Below are 20,397 nucleotides of genomic sequence, written 5' to 3'. Positions count from 1 at the left end.
CGCGTCGGCAGCGGCCGCCGACGCGCCCGCCGCGGCCGCCTGCCGGCGGGGGCGGGTGCGCTCCTGCGGCCGGGCAGCAGGCGGCTGGCGGCCTTCGTGGGAGGTGGGATGCTCCGTCACGCGTGGGATTCCGTCCGTCCGGGCCGGTGGTGCGATGCACTCGCTCTTCTCGCCGATGCCGCGCCTTCACCGGGGATAAACCCCTGGCGAGCGGTGGATGTGAATGCCTCGCGAGCAGCGGCTACGACAGGGGTCGGCACACCCGGGCACACGTCCGGCACTGCTCTCCCCCTCATGAATGACTTGTGGTCAGGTCCTGCGCTGTGCTCAGTGGTTGACGGCTCGTTCGGTGGATCATCGTCTTGCGGAGGACGATCCTACGTTTGCACCCCGGGGGCGCATCAAGGGTCTCACGGTGCTGTGTGCGCCGGGGTGCGATCCCAGTCCGCCGGCAGCTCGGGCACGGTCCAGCCCGGATCGGGCCGCCAGTCCTCCCATCCGTCCGAGAACGGCGCGCCCCACGCCCGGATCACCTCGACCGCCGCGCTCCCCGCGGCCCGGACCCGTGCGGCCTGCGCCGCGTCCATCAGCCCGGCCCGCTGGGCCTGCGCGAACTCGTCCTCGTCCCGCCACAGCCAGCTGCGGTCCGGGTAGACGGAGATGTCGAGGAAATGATCCTCGGAGTCGATGCCGCCGGACCACCGGGTCCGCGGCTCCTCGAGGTTCACGTACCAGCTGCGGAAACGCCAGCCGCGCTCCCAGAACAGCCAGACCGACCAGGGGTCCCCGGGCCGGGCCAGCTTCAGTACGCCCGTGCCGAACCACTGGGAACGCGCCGTCGTGCGCGGGGCGGTGTAGCGGGTGGCGAGCGGCTCCTCGTGTACGGGAGTCCCGTCGGCGAGCACCGGACGGACGCACTCGGTGCCCGGCGCCATCCAGACGGCGAGGAGCTCGGCCGTGTCCTGGACGACGGTCACCGGCCGGCAGATGTGCACGTCGCCGGAGCCGTTGCCGCGGTAGCGCCAGAGGATGTGCTCCCCCGGCGCCCAGTGCTGAGGGCCGCCCGATCCTGTCATGCGCAGATCTTAGGGGCGTGCCCCCGCGACCGCTGCGGTATAGGTCACGGATCAGTCAGCCGCGAACACGCCCGGCGGGCACACCCGGGGGCACGCCGCGGGCGCGCCGCCGAACACGCCGGGTACGTACCCCGAAGACGCCAGGGAACACGCCCGGAGCGCGCCGGGCACACGCCGGGGGCGCGTCAGGGATGGGTCATACGAAGCACGTCGAGGGCCTCGTCGAGCTGCTCCACGGTCAGGTCGCCGCGCTCGACGTAGCCGGAGTCCAGCACCACCTCGCGGATCGTCCGCCGCTCGGCCAGCGACTTCTTGGCCACCTTGGCCGCCTCCTCGTAGCCGATGTACTTGTTCAGCGGCGTGACGACGGACGGCGAGGACTCGGCGTACTCCCTGGCCCGTTCGACGTTGGCGATGATCCCGTCGACCGTGCGGTCCGCGAGGAGACGCGAGGCGTTGGAGAGCAGCCGCACGGACTCCAGGAGGTTCTTGGCGATCACCGGGAGCATCACGTTGAGCTCGAAGTTCCCGGCCGCGCCCGCCACCGCCACCGTGGTGTCGTTCCCGGTCACCTGCGCGGCGACCATCAGGACCGCCTCGGGAATGACCGGATTCACCTTGCCCGGCATGATCGACGAGCCGGGCTGGAGGTCGGGGAGGTTGATTTCGGCCAGGCCCGTGCGCGGGCCGCTCGCCATCCAGCGCAGATCGTTGGAGATCTTCGTCAGGGAGACGGCGATCGTCCTGAGCTGGCCGGACGTCTCCACCAGGCCGTCACGCGCGCCCTGCGCCTCGAAGTGGTCGCGGGCCTCGGTGAGCGGCAGGCCGGTCGCGTCGACGATCTCGGCGATGACCGCGGCGGAGAAGCCGGGCGGCGTGTTGATGCCGGTTCCCACCGCCGTACCGCCCAGGGGGAGTTCGGCGAGCCGGGGCAGCGAGGCGCGCAGCCGCTCGATCCCGTAGCGGACCTGGGCCGCGTAGCCGCCGAACTCCTGACCCAGGGTCACGGGTGTGGCGTCCATCAGATGCGTACGGCCGGACTTCACCACGTCCGAGAATTCGGCCGATTTCCGCTCCAGCGAGACGGCCAGGTGCTCCAGCGCGGGGACGAGGTCGCCGAGGACGGCGGCCGTGGCGGCGATGTGGATCGAGGACGGGAAGACGTCGTTGGACGACTGGGAGGCGTTCACATGGTCGTTGGGGTGGACCGGCCGGCCCTCGGGAAGCCGCTCGGTGGCCAGGGTGGCGAGGACCTCGTTCATGTTCATGTTGGACGAGGTACCGGAGCCGGTCTGGAAGACGTCGACCGGGAAGTGCTCGTCCCAGCGGCCGTCGGCGACCTCGGCGGCGGCGTCCGCGATCGCGTCCGCGATGTCCTGGTCGACCACGCCGAGCGCGGCGTTGACCTTGGCGGCGGCGGCCTTGATCCGGGCGAGGGCCTCGATGTGGCTGCGCTCCAGACGCTGGCCGGAGACGGGGAAGTTCTGCACCGCCCGTTGGGTCTGGGCGCGCCATTTGGCGCGGGCGGGGACCCGCACCTCGCCCATCGAGTCGTGCTCGACGCGGTACTCGGTCGTCTCGGTCGTCTGGTCGGTCATGTCGTCAACCTCCATGAAAAGTTGAGCACTTGTCTTGTTCTGCCTATTCCCATCGCGCCTACTCGCCAGTAAAAACCGTGGGTAACCCCACTTCCAGGAGGCGCAATGAGGCGCACCGGGCACAGACTCCGCTGGACGATCGCGGCCACGGCCGCGGCCGCCGCGGCCTTCGGCACCATGGCAGCCGCGGCACCCGCCGGCGCGGCCGACACGAGGACGAGCACGGCCGGAATCTCCTCCGTACCGCTCTCGCCGGAGCTGGAGGCCATCCGTGCCGCCGAGGCCACCAAGCTCTACGGCGACCCGGCCGAGCGGCCGCTCGCCGACCGCAGGACCGGCCTCATCTCACTCGGCGACAGCGAGATCTCGGGCGAGGGCGTCGGCACCTACGAGCCGCCCACCAACGGCCCCACCAACTGGTGCCACCGCTCGCCCGACGCCGCCATCCACCGCACCGGCATCCCCGCGGACCTCACGTTCAACGTGTCCTGCTCCGGCGCCTACAGCGGCAACATCAGGATCGGCGGCTCGAAGCAGTACGCCGACGAACTCGTCCAGAGCGACAACCTCGCCATCAAGGCCCGCAACACCCGTATCAAGATGGTGCTGCTCGTCGCCGGAGCCAACGACGACCTGCAGTTCGGGCCCGTCATGACCGACTGCGTCACCCGCTACCTCACCCTCCAGGGCCCCTGCGAGCCGAAGTACGCCCCCGGCTGGCAGGCCCGCGTCGACGCCCTCGTCCCCAAGGTCGAGCAGACCGTGCGCGACCTGAAGACCGTGATGCGCGACGCCGGCTACGCCGACAGCGACTACAAGCTCGTCGTCATGGGCTACCCCAGCCCGATCGGCCCGGACTTCCAGGACAACCCGAACTTCCCCGGCAAGCTCTCCTGCGGTGGACTCGGCTACGACTCCGACACCGTCTGGGGCCGCAACACCGCCGTCCCCGCCTTCGAACGCGGCATGCGGCGGGCCGCCGCGAACACCGGGGCGGTCTACCTCGACAACTCGCGTCTCTTCCACGGCCACGAGGTCTGTATGGAGGACCCCTGGGCCCGCGGTCTCTACATCGACCTCTCCAAGCCCGGCACCCCCGACGAGAACTCCGTCCGGCAGTCCTTCCACCCCAACGCGCGCGGCCACGCCGCCTTCGCGTCCTGTCTCACCCAGATCTACGGTTCCGGTCTGCGCGAGGCCAGTTGCGCGGACGTCGACTCCTCCGGGAAGCCGACCCTCTTCCCGTACGCCTGGGACGACGTCTACAAGCCGCTGAAGAACGGGGCGACGGGCAACTGCGCGGACGTCGAGGCGGCTTCCTCGAAGAACGGCACCGCCGTCTTCGGCTGGGACTGCCACGGCGGGCGCAACCAGGGCTGGTGGTACGACTCCGGCCGCGGGACGTTCCATACCCAGCTCACCCAGGACCGCTGCCTGGACGTCCCGGGCGCCCGCTACCAGGCGGGCACCGCGGTGATCGTCTGGAACTGCTCGGGCGCGGCGAACCAGAAGTTCGTCCGTGACGGGGCCACGATCCGGCCGAAGGCCGCGACGGGGCTGTGCCTGACGCAGGCGGCGGCGAAGGAGCCGCTGCGGCTGCAGAGCTGCGACGGCTCGGCGAACCAGCGGTTCGTGTAGGAGGGGGGCGGACGGCGTGGCCCCCGCCCGGTGCGGGGTGGGGCCACGCCGTCCGGGCGTTCCCGGCTCGGAGCACCCTCACGCCGTCCCGCTCGGAGCACCCTCACGCCGTCCCGCTCGCAGCGCCCTCACGCCGTCCCGCTCGGAGCGCCCTCACGCCGTCCCGCTCGGAGCGCCTCGCGCCGTCTCGCTCAGAGTGCGCTGACGCTGTCGCGGGCCAGTTCGTACGCGGGGAGCATCTCCCGGTGCTCCTGTGTGTCGAGCCCGCCGAGGTGGACGATCACCACACCGCGGGAGGTGGAGACGGCGAACGCCCGCTCCTCCTTGGACTCCTCCATGACCTGGTTGTAGACCGTGTACGTCACCTCGGTGGCGGGCAGCGCGCCTGCCTTCGTCTCCTTGTAGACGACCTTGGAAGTGTTCTTCTCGGCCTTCACGAACCCTTCGAGCGCCGTGCGGGCCGCGCCCGCACCCGCGCTCCAGACGCGCAGATAGCCGATGTTGCCGGCCGGCTTCGCGTCGATCTCGCAGACCATCGTCGCCGGACCCTGCTTGCCGAGCGCGGCGAAGACCTCGTCGTCGGAGGCCTCGACGGCCTTCGGCTTCCACTGCGCGGCGAGGTCGAAGGAGACCGGGAGCGCACAGGCGGTGCCGGGGGCACCGAGGGACTGCGCCTTCGGGGCTTTCGGGGCCTTCACCGGCGGCCTCGGGGCGGAGTCCTCGGCCACGTGCAGCGGTTCGGGGTCCGCGGCGCAGCCGGTGACCAGGGCCCCGGCCGTGATCAGCGCGGCGAGGGACGGGGCAAGGGCCCGTATCGGATGTCTCATGCGCGTCAGGTTAGCTTCGGCCCGACGCGCGCTCGGACGAAGGAGCGGTCGTGCGACCGGGCGGGCGGACCCGCGGTGGTCGTCGGAGAATGGGACGTGGGCCAGGGGGGAGATCCACCATCCCACGGGAGGCAGCACATGTCCCGCAGCTTCAGGAGGATCGGGGCGCTCGGCGCCTGTGTGATCGCGGCCGCGGCCTTCAACGTCCCGGTCTCCGCCACCACCGCCCAGGCCCAGGACCTCGATTTCACCGTCTACGCCAAGGAGGTCCCGGGTCAGGACGAAGGCCAGGGAGAGAGCGAACGGCCGCCCGCGGTCGGGGACGGGTTCTCCTTCACCGAGGACATCTACCGCACCAAGGGCGGCGAGAAGGTCGGCCGGGACGGCATCACCTGCACCGTGGTGCGCGCCGGGAACCCGAGTGACCTGCTGTGCGTGGGCACCTTCGTCCTGTCCGGCGACCCCCGCGGACAGCTGACCGCTCAGGCGCTGGTCGCGTTCGACCCGTCGGACGAGCAGCCGGCCCCGTTCGACGTCGCCCTCACCGGCGGAACCGGCGACTTCGAGGCCGCGCGCGGCACCGTCCACTCGACCCCTGACGGGGATTACCAGCGACTGGATTTCCACGTCATCCGCTGAACGCGGTGGTCGGAGGGGCCCGGGATCGGGCCCCTCCGACCGGCGGACCGGATCAGCCGAGACCCGGGCCGCGCACCGGGATGTGGGTGAAGGTCGGCTCCGGGGCGGGGTTCTGGAAGAAGTCGTTGCCCTTGTCGTCCACGACGATGAACGCGGGGAAGTCCTCGACCTCGATCTTCCAGACCGCCTCCATGCCGAGCTCCTCGTACTCGACGACCTCGACCTTCTTGATGCAGTCCTGCGCGAGACGCGCCGCGGGGCCGCCGATCGAGCCGAGGTAGAAGCCGCCGTGGCTGCCGCAGGCGTCCGTGACCTGCTTCGAGCGGTTGCCCTTGGCCAGCATGACCTTGGAGCCGCCCGCCGCCTGGAACTGCTCGACGTACGAGTCCATGCGGCCGGCCGTCGTCGGGCCGAAGGAACCGGAGGCGTACCCCTCGGGGGTCTTCGCCGGACCGGCGTAGTACACCGGGTGGTCCTTGAGGTACTGCGGCATCTCCTCGCCCGCGTCGAGGCGTTCCTTGATCTTGGCGTGCGCGATGTCGCGGGCGACGACCAGCGGGCCGGTCAGCGACAGGCGGGTCTTCACCGGGTACTTCGTCAGCTCGGCGAGGATCTCGTCCATCGGCTGGTTCAGGTCGATCTTCACGACGTCGCCCTCGGTCTCGAGGTGCTCGTCGGTGGTCTCGGGCAGGAAGCGCGCCGGGTCGGTCTCCAGCTGCTCCAGGAAGACGCCCTCGGCGGTGATCTTCGCGACGGCCTGGCGGTCGGCGGAGCAGGACACGGCGATGGCGACGGGGAGCGAGGCGCCGTGGCGGGGCAGGCGCACGACGCGGACGTCGTGGCAGAAGTACTTGCCGCCGAACTGGGCGCCGATCCCGATCTTCTGGGTCAGCTCGAAGACCTTGTCCTCCAGCTCCTTGTCCCGGAAGCCGTGACCGAGCTCGGATCCCTCGGCGGGCAGCTCGTCCAGGTAGTGCGCCGAGGCGTACTTCGCGGTCTTCAGCGCGAACTCGGCGGAGGTGCCGCCGACGACGATCGCCAGGTGGTACGGCGGGCAGGCGGCCGTGCCGAGCGAGCGGATCTTCTCCTCCAGGAACTTCATCATGCTCGCCTCGTTGAGCACGGCCTTCGTCTCCTGGTAGAGGAAGGACTTGTTGGCGCTGCCGCCGCCCTTGGCCATGAAGAGGAACTTGTACGCGCCGCCGTCGGTCGCGTACAGCTCGATCTGCGCGGGCAGGTTCGAGCCGGTGTTCTTCTCCTCCCACATGGTCAGGGGGGCCATCTGGGAGTAGCGCAGGTTCAGCTGGGTGTACGCGTCGTAGATGCCGCGGCTCAGGGCCTCCTCGTCGCCGCCCTGGGTGAGCACGTTCTGGCCGCGCTTGCCCATGACGATCGCCGTGCCGGTGTCCTGGCACATGGGCAGGACACCCGCGGCGGCGATGTTCGCGTTCTTCAGGAGGTCCAGCGCGACGAACTTGTCGTTGCTCGACGCCTCGGGGTCGTCGATGATGCGGCGCAGCTGGGCCAGGTGCGCGGGGCGCAGGTAGTGCTGGATGTCGTGGATCGCCTCGGCGGCGAGCTTGCGCAGCGCCTCCGGCTCGACCTTGAGGAACGTACGGCCGTCGGCCTCGAAGGTGGAGACACCCTCGGCGGTCACCAGGCGATAGGGCGTGGTGTCCTCTCCCAGGGGGAGCAGATCGGAGTACGCAAACTCTGGCATGGGACGGGCCATTCCTCACTCGGCAGACAGCAGCGCCCCCTCCGTTGGAGGCGCGCCCTCCAGCGTAGAGCGCGGGCGCGGCGCCGATCCTGTGAGGTAAGGCTCACTTCCCGTTCAGGGGGTCGGCAGCGGGGTCCGGTGCAGGGAGATCAGCAGCCGCCAGGTGCGGCTCGCGATGTCCTCGGGGGCGGCCTCGATCAGGCCGTGCAGCCAGTCCGCGAGCAGCCCCGCGAAGGCCCCCGACACCGCCGATGCGACGAGTCCCGGGTCGGGGGCGCCGGCGAGCTCGCGCTCGCGGCGGCTGTATTCGCGCAGCTCGCGGTGGAGCAGCTCGCCGAGCGGGCCGCCGCCACCGGGCCGGAGCAGGCGCCGGTAGAGCGGCGCGTGCGGGGCGATCTCGGCGAAGAAGGCGGTCAGGGCCCGGGGCGGGCTGTCCGGGTCGGGCGTCCCGCGCCAGGCGTGCAGCGCGTCGACCGCGTCGCGTACGACATCGGCGCAGGCGTCGACGGCGAGGGCCTGGAGGTCGGTGTAGTGCAGGTAGAAGGTGGCGCGGCCGACCCCGGCCCGGCGCACCAGCGCCGCGACGCCGACCTCGTCGAGGGGGCGCTCGGCGCACTCCTCCAGGAGGGCGGCGCGCAACTTGGCGCGGGTGCGGGCGGCGCGGGGGTCCTCGGTCGTGCTGGTCACCCGGCCCACAGTACGGCGGCCAGTGCGAGGGCCCCGGGCAGGGCCTGGGCGAACAGGATCCGGCGGTTGGCGGTGAGCGCTCCGTACACCCCGGCGATCACCGCGCAGCAGAGGAAGAAGACCTGGACGCGGGACCCGGTGGGGTCGGCGGCGATCAGGCCCCAGATCAGGCCGGCGGCGAGGAAACCGTTGTAGAGGCCCTGGTTCGCGGCGAGGGGCGCGGTCGCGCGCGCCGTCTCGGCGTCGAATCCGGAGAGCCGGCGGCCGGGGCGGGCCTCCCAGAAGAACATCTCCAGAACCAGGATGTATGCGTGCAGGGCGGCCACGAGGCCGACGGCGAGGTGCGCGAGAGTGATGGACACCTGTCCAGAATGCATGGGCAGGTGTCCAGGACGCCGGGTGACGGTCGCGCCCCCTAGTCGCGATCTATCGCGTTTCGCTACGCTGAGGCCGTGGACCTCGAAAAGCAGCCCCAGAAGCCGGTCGCCCCCGCCGAGCCCGCTCCCTTCGCCCCCGCCGAGCCGGCCCCCGCGCCCGGCGCGCCGGGCGACTCCCTCCGGGCCTCCGACGCCGACCGGGACCGGATCGCGGACATCCTCAGGGACGCCCTGGCCGAGGGGCGGCTCGACCCGGAGGAGCATTCGGAGCGCATCGACGCGGTCTACCGCGCCAAGACGGTGGGCGAGCTGGAGCCGATCGTCCGCGATCTGCCCGCCGGGGCCCGGCCGCGCCAGGAGCCCGGGTCGGCCTACGCGTACGGCCCCGAGGACACCTCGGACCCCACCGACAACCTCGTCGCCGTCTTCTCCAGCACCACCCGCAAGGGCCGCTGGCGGGTGGGACGCAGGACCAACGCCTTCTCCCTCTTCGGCAACATCGAGATCGACCTTACCGAGGCGCTCTTCGCCCAGCGGCTGACCACCATCAACGCCACCTCGATCTTCGGCAACGTGGAGGTGCGGGTCCCCGAGAACATCAGCCTTCGGGGCAACGGCACCGGGATCTTCGGCAACTTCGAGGTCGTGACCATGGAGGCGGCCGACCCGCAGGCCCCGGTGGTCGTGATCAACGGCTACTCGGTCTTCGGCAACGTGGAGGCCAGGCCCAAGCGCGGCAAGTGGATCACCGACCTCCAGAACCGCATGCGCAAGCACCTCGGCCACTGAGGGGCCCGCGCCGACCGTTCCCGCACGGGAGGCCTGGCGCTCGGGTGACCGGATTCCGCCCCTGAGGTTCCGCACTCCGGAACTCGGCGGCACGCAGTGCATAGGCGCGCTCACAGTCGGGTAGGGCTGCTGCATCGTCTCTCGCTCGCGAAGCCGTCGTCAGGAGTAGACCGTGCTGCAACTGCCGCATCAGCCCCTCCAGGTCGCCGCCGTCCCTCCCCAGCGTGCCCCCGCTCGGGAGGACGAGGCCGGCCCCTGGCACACGGAGGCGGTGTGCCGTCGGGACGAAGCCGGACTGTTCTTCGCCCCCTCCAAGGAGCCGACCGCCGCCCGGCTCTCCCGTGAGGAGGCCGCGAAACGGGTCTGCGCCCGCTGCCCGGTGATGGTCGAGTGCCGGGAGCACGCGCTGCTCCAGCCCGAGCCGTACGGAGTGTGGGGCGGACTCACCGCGGCCGAGCGCCGTGTCGTGCTCGCCCGGCGCCGGCGGCGCGAGGTGGAGCTCAAGAAGGCGGCGACGACGACGGACCGGATCGCCGCGGCGGGCTGAGCCGGCGGCCGACGGTCTCTTCCGCCCGTACGAAGAGGGGCGCCCCCACCGCACATGGGGGCGCCCCTCTTCGTACCGTCGTCCGCGGGTGGTGCTACTTCGCGCGGTCGAAGTCGATCTTGCTGTACGCGCGCAGCTTCGAGAGCCGGTGCGTGGAGTCGATCTGCCGGATCGTGCCGGACTTCGAGCGCATCACCAGGGACGAGGTGGTCGCGGTCTCCGAGCGGTAGCGGACGCCGCGCAGCAGCTCGCCGTCCGTGATGCCGGTGGCGACGAAGAACACGTTGTCTCCGCTGACCAGGTCGTTGGTGGAGAGCACCCGGTCCAGGTCGTGCCCCGCGTCGAGCGCCTTCTGGCGCTCCGCCTCGTCCTTGGGCCAGAGCTTGCCCTGGATGACGCCGCCGAGGCACTTGATGGCGCAGGCCGAGATGATGCCCTCGGGCGTACCGCCGATGCCGAGGAGCAGGTCGACGCCGGTGCCCTCGCGGACGGCCATGATCGAACCGGCGACGTCGCCGTCCGAGATGAACTTGATCCGGGCGCCGGTCTCGCGGATCTCCTTGACGATGCCCTCGTGACGGGGGCGGTCCAGGATGACGACCGTGACGTCCTCGGGCGCCATGTTCTTGGCCTTGGCGACCCGGCGGATGTTGACCGGGACCGGGGCGTCGATGTCGACGAAGTCGGCCGCCTCGGGGCCGGTGACCAGCTTGTCCATGTAGAACACCGCGGACGGGTCGAACATGGTGCCGCGGTCGGCGGCGGCCAGGACGGCGATGGCGTTCGGCATGCCCTTGGCGTTGAGCGTGGTGCCGTCGATCGGGTCCACGGCGATGTCGCACTCGGCGCCGGTCCCGTCGCCGACGCGCTCGCCGTTGAAGAGCATGGGGGCTTCGTCCTTCTCCCCCTCGCCGATGACGACGACGCCGTTCATCGAGACGGTGGAGATCAGGGTCCGCATGGCGTTGACCGCCGCGCCGTCCGCGCCGATCTTGTCGCCGCGGCCGACCCAGCGGCCGGCGGCCATGGCGGCGGCCTCGGTGACACGCACCAGCTCCAGGGCCAGGTTGCGGTCGGGGGCCTCGGGAGAGACCTCGAGCTCGGACGGCAAGTGATGCTCGGTCATCGGAGCGCACCTTTCTGTACGGCGACGGCCGGAAGTGAAGAGGGTCCTGCGACTCTATCGGTACGTCGACATATTGAGCAGAGGGCCCCACGGATGAGCACAACACCATGATGCGACCATGGGGGGCGTGGCAGGTATGCGAGGCAGGCAGACGGTCCGCGGGATGTTCCAGTCCCTGGCGGTGATCATGGTGGCGGCGGGCGTGATGTATTTCTTCATCCCGCACGACGAGCACGCGGACCCGGTGAAGGCGAAGGACTACCGCGTCGAGCTCATCACGGCCCAGCGGGCGGCGCCGTACCCGGTGCTGGCCCCCGAGGGGCTCGGGGAGGGCTGGAAGGCGACCGTGGTCTCGTACAAGCGCGAGAACGCCGACGCGTGGCAGCTGGGTTTCCTCGACCCGGACACGCAGTACGTGGCGATCCACCAGTCGACGGCGGAGCCGAAGAAGTACGTCCCCGACGTCACCCAGCAGGCCAAGAACTCCGGGAAGACCCAGACGGTGGCGGGTCAGGTCTGGCAGCGCTGGGAGGGACCGAAGTACGACGCCCTGGTGCGCACCGAGGGCGGGGCGACGACCGTGGTGACGGGTACGGCCTCGTTCGAGCGGCTGGCGGAGATGGCCGGCGCGCTGAGGCCCCACAAGGCCTGAGCGCGGAGGGGCGGATCCCGGCACAGGCGCGGATCCCGGCACAGGCGCGGATCCCGGCACGAGCAGGGATGGCGCAGGCGTGGATACGGAGAAGACCCCCGGCACCGAGGTGCGCGGGGGTCTTCTCGCGTCGTGGCTCAGACGGTGGTGACGACCTCGTCGTAGGCCAGGCGCGGGGAGCGGGGGAACCAGGCGTCCTCGCCCGGCTTGCCGATGTTGACGACCATGAGCGGGGTGTGGTCGTCGTCCAGGAACTCCTTCTGGACGCCGGCGAAGTCGAGGCCGGTCATCGGGCCGGCGGCGAGGCCGGCGGCGCGGACGCCGATGATGAAGTACGCGGCCTGGAGGGAGGCGTTGAGGAGCGCGGCGCTCTCGCGGACCGGGCGCTCGGCGAAGAACGCGTCCTTGGCCTGCGGGAAGTGCGGGAACAGGGCCGGGAGCTCCTCGTGGAACTCGTTGTCGGCGGAGAGGATCGCGACCAGCGGGGCGGCGGCGGTCTTCGGCTGGTTGCCCTCGGCCATGTGCTTCACCAGGCGCTCGCGGGCCTCGGCGGAGCGGACCAGCGTGATGCGCAGCGGCGACTGGTTGAAGGCGGTGGGGCCGAACTTCACCAGGTCGTAGATCGCCTGGACCTGCTCGTCGGTCACCGGCTCGTCGGTGAAGGTGTTGGCGGTACGGGCCTCACGGAAGAGGAGGTCCTGGGCGGCGGGGTCAAGGGCGAGGGACATGCTGCGTACCTTCCGGACTGCAAGGGGATCAAGCGATGCCCTCACCGTACGGCGGCGATTGGTTAATTTTCAACTATCTCAACCGGATAGTGATCCGGTTCACATCTCCCGGTGTCCGCCCCTCCCGCCCTACTCGTCCTCTTCGGCCTCGGCCGTCGAGATGGCGGCGTCCAGGCGGGCCCGCGCACCCTCCAGCCAACGCCGGCAGACCTTCGCCAATTCCTCTCCGCGCTCCCAGAGCGCGAGCGACTCCTCCAGAGTCGTCCCGCCCGTCTCAAGGCGTCGAACGACCTCGATCAACTCGTCGCGTGCCTGCTCGTACCCGAGCGCCTCTTCCGTGGTGGCTGCCATGGAAACCACCCTATGCGCCGGGCCCGACAACGCGCCGCACCGCGAACTCGCCCGCAGCGACCCTGGCCCGCAGCTCCTCGTCGACCGCGACCTCCTCAGGGGAACGCACGACCGTCCCGTCGGCCCGCTGGAGCACCGCGTACCCGCGCTCCATCGTCGCCGCGGGCGACAGCGCCCGGACCCGGGCCCGGGTGTGCGACAGCTCCGAGTCGGCCCGGTCGAGCAGGTGCCCCAGGGTCCGGCGGCTGCGCGCGAGCAGCGCGTCGAGCTCGTCCTCGCGCAGCTCCACCATCCGCTGCGGATGCTCCATGACGGGCCGCGCGAGCGCGTGCGCCAGCCCCCGCTCCTCCCGGTCGAGCAGCCCCCGCACGGTCCGCAGCGCCCGCTCCCGCAACCCCTGGACCCGGTCCAGCTCCTCCCCGACATCCGGTACGACCTTCTTGGCGGCGTCCGTCGGCGTGGAGGCCCGCAGGTCGGCGACCAGGTCGAGCAGTGGCGCGTCGGGTTCGTGGCCGATCGCGGAGACCACCGGCGTACGGCAGCCGGCGACCGCCCGGATCAGCTGCTCGTCCGAGAACGGCAGCAGATCCTCCACGCTGCCGCCCCCCCGGGCCACGATGATCACGTCCACCCCGTCGTGCTCGTCCAGCTCCTTCACGGCCTGGACGACCTGGGGCACCGCCTTCACCCCCTGGACGGCGACATTGCGCACCTCGAACCGGACGGCGGGCCAGCGGCGCCGCGCGTTCTCCAGGACGTCCCGCTCGGCGGCGGAGGCGCGTCCGCAGACCAGGCCGACGAGCTGGGGGAGGAAGGGCAGCGGCTTCTTGCGGTCGAGCGCGAACAGGCCTTCGGCGCCCAGGCTCCGCTTCAGCTGCTCCAGGCGGGCGAGCAGCTCCCCGATGCCGACCGGCTTGATCTCCACCGCCCGCAGGGACAGCTGCCCGCGCGGCGCGTACCACTCGGGCTTGGCGTGCACAACGACCCGGGCGCCCTCGGAGACGATGTCGGCGACGGCGTCGAAGACCTGGCGGTAGCAGGTGACACCGATGGAGATGTCGTACGACGGATCCCGGAGCGTCAGGAACACGACCCCGGCACCGGGCCGCCGCGAGAGCTGCGTGATCTGCCCCTCGACCCACACGGCTCCGAGCCGGTCGATCCACCCCCCGATGAGCCGGGAGACCTCTCCGACGGGCAGCGGCGCTTCGGCGGACGTAGTGAGACCCATGCGCCGAGCGTAGTGGCCGGGTGGGACAACCGGGGGCGCCTGGGGACGTACGCCCACCGAGGGGGACCCACCCGCACTGCCGGTAGGGGCCGGGGGCCGGGAGGGCACCGGCCTCTGTCCCGACCGGACCGCACCCGCAGGGCACCGGCCGGCCCTGACAGGGCCGCGCGCCGCCCGGACCTAGGCGCGCCCGGATCGGACCGCCCGGATCGGACCGCCCGGATCGGACCGCCCGGATCGGACCGCCCGGATCGGACCGCCCGGACCGGACCGCCCGGGCCGGGGCGCCCGGCCCTGACCGACCGGCAGATGCCCGGCAGGGCGCCGTCTCACGCCCGCCTGGTCGTGCCCTGCACCGCCAGCACCACGAGACCCACCCCGAGCCACACCACGCCCACGATCTGTGCCGACGTCGCCGCCTCCACGATCACCGCCACCAGGATCACCGCCCCCACCACAGGCATGACCACATGCCGCAGCCAGTGCGGCGGCCCCTCCATCCTCCGTACCGCGAACCACCCCACCACGCTCGCGTGCAGCAGCACGAACGCCGTCAGCGCCCCGATGTCGACCACCGAGACCAGGTGGTCGAGGCCGTCGTCCCGCTGCGCCGCCCACACCGCCGCCACCATCGTCACCGCCGCGGCGAGCAGCAGGGCGAGCCGCGGCACGCCCGAGTCCGTACGGGCCAGCACATGCGGCATCCGCCGCTCCCTGGCCATGGCGAAGAGCAGCCGGCCCGCGGCCGCCTGCCCCGCCAGCGCGGCGAAGGCCGCGCCGATCGCCTTGGACACCGCGACCAGATCGTGCAGCCAGGTCCCCACCGACACGTCCACCGCGTCGTAGAACGCGGAGCCCTGCTTCGCCGGATCGGCCGCCAGCTCCGCCGACGACAGCGGTTCGAGGAGCGCCACCAGATAGGTCTGGGCCACGAAGAGCACGCCCGCGAGCGCCAGACAGAACAGCACCGCCCGGGCCACCTTCGCCGACCCCCCGGTGACCTCCTCCGCGAACGAGGCGATCGCGTCGAAGCCCAGGTACGACAGCACGGCCACCGACACCGCGCCCACCACGGCCGCCGTCGAGAACGAGGTGTCGCCGGTCAGCGGCGACCACCAGTCGCGCCGCGCCCCGTCCCGTACGAGAACGACCACCGCCGAGACCATGAAGGTCAGCAGCACCACGATCTCCATGGCGAGCACCGCGAATCCGACCCGCGCCGCCGCCCGTACACCCCACAGGTTGAGCAGGGTCGTGATCACCACCGCGATCCCGGTCCACACCCACCGGTCCACCGCCGGGATCAGCGCCTCCATCGCGATCCCCGAGAAGAGGTACGCCACGGCCGGGATCAGCATGTAGTCGAGCATCGCCATCCACCCGGCGATGAACCCCGGGCCGTCGCCGAGACCCTTGCGGGCGTAGGTGAAGACGGAGCCCGCCAGCGGGGCGACCCGTACCATCTGCGCATAGCTGTACGCCGTGAACGCCATCGCGACCGTGGCGACGACGTACACCAGCGCCACCGCGCCGTGCGACTTCGCGTCCAGGGTGCCGAAGACACCGACGGGTGCCATGGGCGCGATGAAGAGCAGCCCGTAGACGACAAGATCGCGGAACCCAAGGTTCCGTCGCAGTCCGGTGTGCTCCGCCACCTGTGCTTCCTCGGCCATGCGCTCAGTCTCGGCCACGGTGCGGATCATCCGCCCGAGCGACGCGGCCGCAGACGGCCGTAGGGTGACGCGGCCTTACGATGGGACGCATGACTGCTACGCCCGCGTCGACGCCCGCGACCCCCCGTCCGAAGCGTGTCCTGCTCGCCGCTCCCCGTGGCTACTGCGCGGGCGTGGACCGTGCCGTGATCGCCGTGGAGAAGGCCCTGGAACAGTACGGCGCGCCGATCTACGTCCGCCACGAGATCGTGCACAACAAGTACGTCGTACAGACCCTGGAGCGGAAGGGCGCCATCTTCGTCGACCAGGCGACCGAGGTTCCCCCGGGCAACATCGTGATGTTCTCGGCGCACGGCGTGGCCCCCACCGTCCACGAGGAGGCCCGGCAGGGCCGTCTGGCGACCATCGACGCGACCTGCCCGCTGGTCACCAAGGTGCACAAGGAGGCCGTGCGGTACGCCGAGGCGGACTTCGACATCCTGCTGATCGGCCACGAGGGCCACGAGGAGGTCATCGGCACCTCCGGCGAGGCCCCCGACCACATCCAGCTGGTCGACGGCCCGGAGGACGTGGCCGCGGTCGAGGTGCGCGACCCCTCCAAGGTCGTCTGGCTCTCCCAGACGACGCTCTCGGTCGACGAGACCATGGAGACGGTGGACGCGCTGCAGGAGAAGTTCCCGCAGCTGATCTCCCCGCCGTCCAGCGACATCTGCTACGCCACCCAGAACCGCCAGACGGCCATCAAGGAGCTCGCGGGCGAGGCCGAGCTGGTGATCGTCGTCGGCTCGAAGAACTCCTCGAACTCGATCCGTATGGTCGAGGTCGCCAAGCAGGCCGGCGTACCGGCCGCGTACCTGGTCGACTTCGCGAGCGAGATCGACGAGGCCTGGCTGGAGGGCGTCACGACCGTCGGTCTCTCCTCCGGAGCTTCCGTCCCGGACGTCCTGGTCGAGGAAGTGCTGGCCTGGCTCTCCGAGCGCGGCTACGGAGACGTGGAGATCGTCAAGACCGCCGACGAGTCCCTGACGTTCTCGCTCCCCAAGGAGCTCCGCAACAAGGATCTGCGCGCCGAGGCGGCGGCACTCCTCGAGAAGTGACTTTCGGCCGGCGTTTCCCCCTACCGTTGGGTCCATGAACGTCTTCGGAGTGGACATCGGCGGCTCGGGAATCAAAGGCGCTCCCGTGGATCTGGAGCGAGGCGACCTGACCGAGACGCGCCACAAGGTACTGACCCCGCAGCCCGCCACACCCGACGGTGTGGCGGGCTGTGTCGCGGAGGTGGTGGAGAACTTCGGCTGGCAGGGCCCGGTCGGGGTGACCTTCCCCGGTGTGGTCACCGGCTCGACGATCCGTACGGCGGCCAACGTCGACAAGGGCTGGATCGGCGTCGACGCGGGCAAGCTGCTCGGCGACCGCCTGGGCGGCCTGCCGGTGACGGTCCTGAACGACGCGGACGCGGCCGGCGTCGCCGAGATGACCTTCGGGGCGGGCCGGGGCCGCAAGGGCACGGTGATCCTGCTGACGCTGGGGACGGGCATCGGCTCGGCCCTCTTCGTCGACGGCCGGCTCGTGCCCAACACGGAGCTGGGCCACCTGGAGCTGAAGGGGCACGACGCGGAGAAGCGGGCCTCCACCAAGGCGAAGGAGGACGAGGACCTCACCTGGGAGCACTGGGCGACGCGACGCGTGCAGAAGTACCTGGCCCATGTGGAGATGCTGTTCTCGCCGGAGCTGTTCATCATCGGCGGGGGAGTGAGCCGCAAGGCGGACCGGTTCCTGCCGCTGATCGAGGGGATCAGGGCGGAGATCGTCCCGGCGGAGCTGCAGAACAACGCGGGCATCGTGGGCGCGGCGATGGCGGCGGCGGCGCGTTAGGTCGTGTCCGACGGGGCACGGCGACTGGGGGCCTGGGAGCAGCGGGGCTCCGTCTAAGGGGCGGGGCGGCGGGCGGCCTGCCGACCGGGGGCGGAACGGTCCGTCTACTAGGGAGCGGGGCGGCGGGCCGCCTGGCCGCGCAGAGCGGCGGCACGCTGTCGGCGCCCCATGTCCCGTACCTTGCGGACGCTGGCGATCAGCCCGGCGACGAGCGTGCCGCCGTAGAGCCAGCCTGCGTGGACGGCGAGGGCGGTGACGACGGCCATCGCCTGTCCGCCGAAGCCCGCTGTGCCGCCGGAGATGGGCACCACGCCGACGGCGAAGGCGATCGGGACGCTGATCGGTGCCGTGACGAGGTCGGCCGTGCGGACCCAGAGCGCGGTCAGGGCGCTGACCGGCAGGAACAGCAGGCCGTAGACGATCGGCTGGCCGTCGAGGATCAGCCAGTCGAGGAAGCCGAGCACCAGCATCGTGGCGGAGGCGAAGAGCCCAGCGCCGAGGCCGGTCAGCCGCGGGTTGGGCAGCCGCCGCACGGCGAGGACGACGGGCGGCACGGGCCGTGCCCGTACGGGGCGTACGGGCACGGCCCGCTCGACCCGACCGCGGCCCGGCTGCCCGGTACGGGCGGCGACGCGATAGACGGAGGCGCCTTCGACGAGTGCACCGGGCGGCGTGAGAGGGGTTTGCGGCCGCCGGCGGCCTTGGGGCTGACTTGTCCTGTGCTGCTCCACCCCACCAACGTAGGTCGGGATGGGGCGGCGTACCGGCCCGGGACACGCCCTTTGGGTGACGTTGCCGCCCACTTCGGCCGAAGACCGCCGTTGAGAGCGCGTCGTCGGCCGGTTCGCACCGCCCGTAAACTGGGGGATCGGCCCACCATCCACACCCCCTCCACACCGCTAGGGAAGTCGCCAACGTGTCGCTCACGATCGGAATCGTCGGTCTGCCGAATGTCGGCAAGTCGACCCTGTTCAACGCCCTGACCAAGAACGACGTGCTGGCGGCCAACTACCCGTTCGCCACGATCGAGCCCAACGTCGGTGTCGTCGGGGTCCCCGACGCCCGCCTGACGAAGCTGGCCGAGATCTTCGGCTCGCAGCGGATCCTCCCGGCGACGGTCGACTTCGTGGACATCGCGGGCATCGTCCGCGGCGCGAGCGAGGGCGAGGGCCTGGGCAACAAGTTCCTGGCGAACATCCGTGAGTCGGACGCGATCTGCCAGGTCATCCGCGCCTTCAAGGACGAGAACGTCGTGCACGTCGACGGCAAGGTCTCGCCGAAGGACGACATCGAGACGATCAACACCGAGCTGATCCTCGCCGACCTGCAGACGATCGAGAAGGTCCTGCCGCGTCTGGCGAAGGAGGCCCGGATCAAGAAGGACGTGGGCCCGAAGGTCGCGGCGGTCGAAGCGGCCAAGGAGATCCTGGAGAAGGGCGACACCCTCTTCTCGCAGGGCATCCTCCAGGGCTCGGAGAAGGCCGAGCTCCTGCACGACCTGCACCTGCTGACGACGAAGCCCTTCCTCTACGTCTTCAACGTGGACGAGGACGAGCTGACCGACGACTCCTTCAAGGACGAGCAGCGCGCGCTGGTCGCCCCGGCCGAGGCGATCTTCCTCAACGCCAAGCTGGAGCAGGACCTCGCCGAGCTCGACGAGGAGGACGCCATGGAGCTCCTCCAGTCCGTCGGCGCCGAGGAGCCGGGCCTGGCGACCCTGGCCCGCGTCGGCTTCGACACCCTGGGCCTGCAGACCTACCTCACGGCAGGCCCGAAGGAGTCCCGCGCCTGGACGATCAAGAAGGGCGCGACGGCCCCGGAGGCGGCCGGCGTGATCCACACCGACTTCCAGAAGGGCTTCATCAAGGCGGAGGTCATCTCCTTCGCCGACCTGGTGGAGACCGGCTCGGTGGCGGAGGCCCGCGCGGCGGGCAAGGCGCGCATGGAGGGCAAGGAGTACGTGATGCAGGACGGCGACGTGGTGGAGTTCCGCTTCAACGTGTGACGTCTCGTCAAGAACTGTGCCCGACCCGCCTGTTGGTGGGTCGGGCACAGGCGTCTGTCCGTGTGGAGTCCTTGCCCGCGATGTGGGGCGGCGGCAGGTCTGGTCGGCGTGAGGCAGCCTCAGACCTTGACGACCTCCACGGAAGGGCGGCAAAGGAGTGTCAGATCCTCGGGGTCGGACGTGAGGAGAGTGACCGGCCGGGGTGCGTTGCGGGCGATGACGGCGAAGGCGGCATCGATGGCGTACTTGTGGCCGTGCAGGTGATGGGCGCGCAGGAGCGCGGCGGCCTGGTCGGTGATCTCCTTGGTGACGTCGTGAACGTCGATACGGGAGAGGACCCACTTGATGCGGGCCGGGTGGATGCGCTCGTAGTCGGCCTCTAGCGTGGTCATGGCGCTCGTGGCGACGCGGACGCCCTCCTCCGACGCCGCCTGGACCAGAGCCGCGACGGTGCGGTCCTTGCGGTAGAGCTTCGAGAGTCCTTCGCTGTCGAGCAGGAGGGTTCCGGGCATCAGGCGGCGGCCCCGCCGGCCTGCCGGTGGTCGTGGCGCAGCAGCGCCCGGGCCGCCTCGACCTCCTCGCGGGTGAGGGCTTCGTTGTCGGTCTCGAAGTCGGCGACGATCTCCCGCAGCTTGTCCATGGCGACCTTCTGTTCGAGAGCCTCGGCGACGTAGGCGGAGAAACCGCCGGGCCCGACATGGGCGCGTACGGCCTCGGCGAGATCCTCGGGCAGGCTGATCGAATACTTCCTACTACCGCTCATGGTGCCGATCCTACCGGCGGTCGCAAGTCCGAGGGTGTGAATGACCGAGCCGGGGTTCGGTCGGTCCGCAGGGAGCTGCGAACGCCCGTCGAGGC

22 protein-coding genes are annotated in these 20,397 nt (G+C 71.0%); 8 read left to right on the top strand and 14 right to left on the bottom strand.

From position 1 onward, the window contains the following. Nucleotides 1-410: 410 nt before the first annotated feature. Together J7E93_RS01880 and J7E93_RS01875 are read right to left on the bottom strand one after the other, a co-directional pair. Nucleotides 411-1,076 carry a DUF402 domain-containing protein gene (locus J7E93_RS01880; RefSeq protein ID WP_215065442.1) on the bottom strand — a complete coding sequence of 222 codons (666 nt, stop codon included), beginning with the start codon at nucleotides 1,074-1,076 and terminating at the stop codon, nucleotides 411-413. A gap of 185 nt (nucleotides 1,077-1,261) precedes the next feature. Continuing rightward, entirely contained in the window at nucleotides 1,262-2,674 is a 1,413-nt protein-coding gene (locus J7E93_RS01875) for a class II fumarate hydratase (RefSeq protein ID WP_215065441.1), read from the bottom strand. A 105-nt stretch (nucleotides 2,675-2,779) separates the two neighbouring features. Here J7E93_RS01875 and J7E93_RS01870 point away from each other — a divergent pair, with 105 nt between their 5' ends. After that, nucleotides 2,780-4,312 carry a ricin-type beta-trefoil lectin domain protein gene (locus J7E93_RS01870; protein ID WP_215065440.1) on the top strand — a complete coding sequence of 511 codons (1,533 nt, stop codon included), beginning with the start codon at nucleotides 2,780-2,782 and terminating at the stop codon, nucleotides 4,310-4,312. 191 nt (nucleotides 4,313-4,503) lie between these two features. On the opposite strand, the gene J7E93_RS01865 is transcribed toward J7E93_RS01870, so the two are convergent. Continuing rightward, nucleotides 4,504-5,139, bottom strand: coding sequence for a lipoprotein (locus tag J7E93_RS01865; RefSeq protein ID WP_215065439.1), 636 nt, complete (start codon nucleotides 5,137-5,139; stop codon nucleotides 4,504-4,506). A gap of 138 nt (nucleotides 5,140-5,277) precedes the next feature. Between J7E93_RS01865 and J7E93_RS01860 the strand changes: the two genes are divergently transcribed. Next, on the top strand, nucleotides 5,278-5,778 hold the full coding sequence (locus J7E93_RS01860) for a hypothetical protein (protein ID WP_215065438.1): 501 nt from the start codon (nucleotides 5,278-5,280) through the stop codon (nucleotides 5,776-5,778). 52 nt (nucleotides 5,779-5,830) lie between these two features. On the opposite strand, the gene J7E93_RS01855 is transcribed toward J7E93_RS01860, so the two are convergent. From J7E93_RS01855 to J7E93_RS01845, 3 genes are all read right to left on the bottom strand, one after another. Further along, nucleotides 5,831-7,498: a fumarate hydratase gene (locus tag J7E93_RS01855; RefSeq protein WP_215065437.1), complete on the bottom strand. Its 1,668-nt coding sequence runs from the start codon at nucleotides 7,496-7,498 to the stop codon at nucleotides 5,831-5,833. Nucleotides 7,499-7,612: 114 nt separating this feature from the next. Next, entirely contained in the window at nucleotides 7,613-8,185 is a 573-nt protein-coding gene (locus tag J7E93_RS01850; RefSeq protein WP_215065436.1) for a TetR/AcrR family transcriptional regulator, read from the bottom strand. Continuing rightward, entirely contained in the window at nucleotides 8,182-8,541 is a 360-nt protein-coding gene (locus J7E93_RS01845) for a DUF1304 domain-containing protein (protein ID WP_374105348.1), read from the bottom strand. Before J7E93_RS01845 ends, J7E93_RS01850 begins: the two co-directional genes overlap by 4 nt. Nucleotides 8,542-8,637: 96 nt before the next feature. Here J7E93_RS01845 and J7E93_RS01840 point away from each other — a divergent pair, with 96 nt between their 5' ends. Together J7E93_RS01840 and J7E93_RS01835 are read left to right on the top strand one after the other, a co-directional pair. Then, on the top strand, nucleotides 8,638-9,351 hold the full coding sequence (locus J7E93_RS01840) for a DUF1707 domain-containing protein (RefSeq protein ID WP_215065434.1): 714 nt from the start codon (nucleotides 8,638-8,640) through the stop codon (nucleotides 9,349-9,351). A gap of 172 nt (nucleotides 9,352-9,523) precedes the next feature. Beyond that, on the top strand, nucleotides 9,524-9,898 hold the full coding sequence (locus J7E93_RS01835; RefSeq protein ID WP_215065433.1) for a WhiB family transcriptional regulator: 375 nt from the start codon (nucleotides 9,524-9,526) through the stop codon (nucleotides 9,896-9,898). Between the two features lie 94 nt (nucleotides 9,899-9,992). Here J7E93_RS01835 and glpX read toward each other — a convergent pair whose 3' ends face one another. Continuing rightward, nucleotides 9,993-11,024, bottom strand: a complete 1,032-nt coding sequence (glpX, locus tag J7E93_RS01830; protein ID WP_215065432.1) for a class II fructose-bisphosphatase — start codon at nucleotides 11,022-11,024, stop codon at nucleotides 9,993-9,995. A 118-nt stretch (nucleotides 11,025-11,142) separates the two neighbouring features. On the opposite strand from glpX, the gene J7E93_RS01825 reads away from it, so the two are divergent. Continuing rightward, entirely contained in the window at nucleotides 11,143-11,676 is a 534-nt protein-coding gene (locus tag J7E93_RS01825; protein WP_215065431.1) for a DUF4245 domain-containing protein, read from the top strand. A 137-nt stretch (nucleotides 11,677-11,813) separates the two neighbouring features. Here J7E93_RS01825 and J7E93_RS01820 read toward each other — a convergent pair whose 3' ends face one another. From J7E93_RS01820 to J7E93_RS01805, 4 genes are all read right to left on the bottom strand, one after another. Next, nucleotides 11,814-12,404, bottom strand: coding sequence for a malonic semialdehyde reductase (locus J7E93_RS01820; RefSeq protein WP_215065430.1), 591 nt, complete (start codon nucleotides 12,402-12,404; stop codon nucleotides 11,814-11,816). Nucleotides 12,405-12,533: 129 nt separating this feature from the next. Then, nucleotides 12,534-12,755 (bottom strand): exodeoxyribonuclease VII small subunit, encoded by a 222-nt coding sequence (locus J7E93_RS01815; RefSeq protein WP_215065429.1) that lies wholly within the window; start codon nucleotides 12,753-12,755, stop codon nucleotides 12,534-12,536. A gap of 10 nt (nucleotides 12,756-12,765) precedes the next feature. After that, nucleotides 12,766-13,986 (bottom strand): exodeoxyribonuclease VII large subunit, encoded by a 1,221-nt coding sequence (gene xseA, locus J7E93_RS01810; protein ID WP_215065428.1) that lies wholly within the window; start codon nucleotides 13,984-13,986, stop codon nucleotides 12,766-12,768. 329 nt (nucleotides 13,987-14,315) lie between these two features. Then, nucleotides 14,316-15,659: an APC family permease gene (locus J7E93_RS01805; protein WP_215065445.1), complete on the bottom strand. Its 1,344-nt coding sequence runs from the start codon at nucleotides 15,657-15,659 to the stop codon at nucleotides 14,316-14,318. A gap of 80 nt (nucleotides 15,660-15,739) precedes the next feature. Here J7E93_RS01805 and J7E93_RS01800 point away from each other — a divergent pair, with 80 nt between their 5' ends. Both J7E93_RS01800 and ppgK read left to right on the top strand, forming a co-directional pair. Then, on the top strand, nucleotides 15,740-16,756 hold the full coding sequence (locus J7E93_RS01800; protein WP_215065427.1) for a 4-hydroxy-3-methylbut-2-enyl diphosphate reductase: 1,017 nt from the start codon (nucleotides 15,740-15,742) through the stop codon (nucleotides 16,754-16,756). Nucleotides 16,757-16,790: 34 nt separating this feature from the next. Then, nucleotides 16,791-17,534 (top strand): polyphosphate--glucose phosphotransferase, encoded by a 744-nt coding sequence (gene ppgK / locus J7E93_RS01795; protein WP_215065426.1) that lies wholly within the window; start codon nucleotides 16,791-16,793, stop codon nucleotides 17,532-17,534. A gap of 107 nt (nucleotides 17,535-17,641) precedes the next feature. Here ppgK and J7E93_RS01790 read toward each other — a convergent pair whose 3' ends face one another. Beyond that, nucleotides 17,642-18,265, bottom strand: coding sequence for a DUF6542 domain-containing protein (locus J7E93_RS01790; protein WP_215065425.1), 624 nt, complete (start codon nucleotides 18,263-18,265; stop codon nucleotides 17,642-17,644). Between the two features lie 185 nt (nucleotides 18,266-18,450). On the opposite strand from J7E93_RS01790, the gene ychF reads away from it, so the two are divergent. Continuing rightward, a complete protein-coding gene (gene ychF / locus J7E93_RS01785; RefSeq protein ID WP_215065424.1) occupies nucleotides 18,451-19,539 on the top strand; it encodes a redox-regulated ATPase YchF in 1,089 nt (362 codons plus the stop codon). A 119-nt stretch (nucleotides 19,540-19,658) separates the two neighbouring features. Here the strand turns inward: ychF and J7E93_RS01780 are convergent, their stop codons facing one another. Then, the gene (locus J7E93_RS01780; protein ID WP_215065423.1) at nucleotides 19,659-20,051 is read right to left on the bottom strand and encodes a DNA-binding protein; all 393 of its coding nucleotides are present in this window, start codon (nucleotides 20,049-20,051) and stop codon (nucleotides 19,659-19,661) included. Then, nucleotides 20,051-20,302: a hypothetical protein gene (locus J7E93_RS01775; RefSeq protein WP_215065422.1), complete on the bottom strand. Its 252-nt coding sequence runs from the start codon at nucleotides 20,300-20,302 to the stop codon at nucleotides 20,051-20,053. Before J7E93_RS01775 ends, J7E93_RS01780 begins: the two co-directional genes overlap by 1 nt. Nucleotides 20,303-20,397: the final 95 nt, after the last annotated feature.

This window comes from Streptomyces sp. ISL-36 (assembly GCF_018614205.1).
Lineage (GTDB): Bacteria > Actinomycetota > Actinomycetes > Streptomycetales > Streptomycetaceae > Streptomyces.
This window is presented reverse-complemented; position numbering and strand designations above follow the sequence as displayed.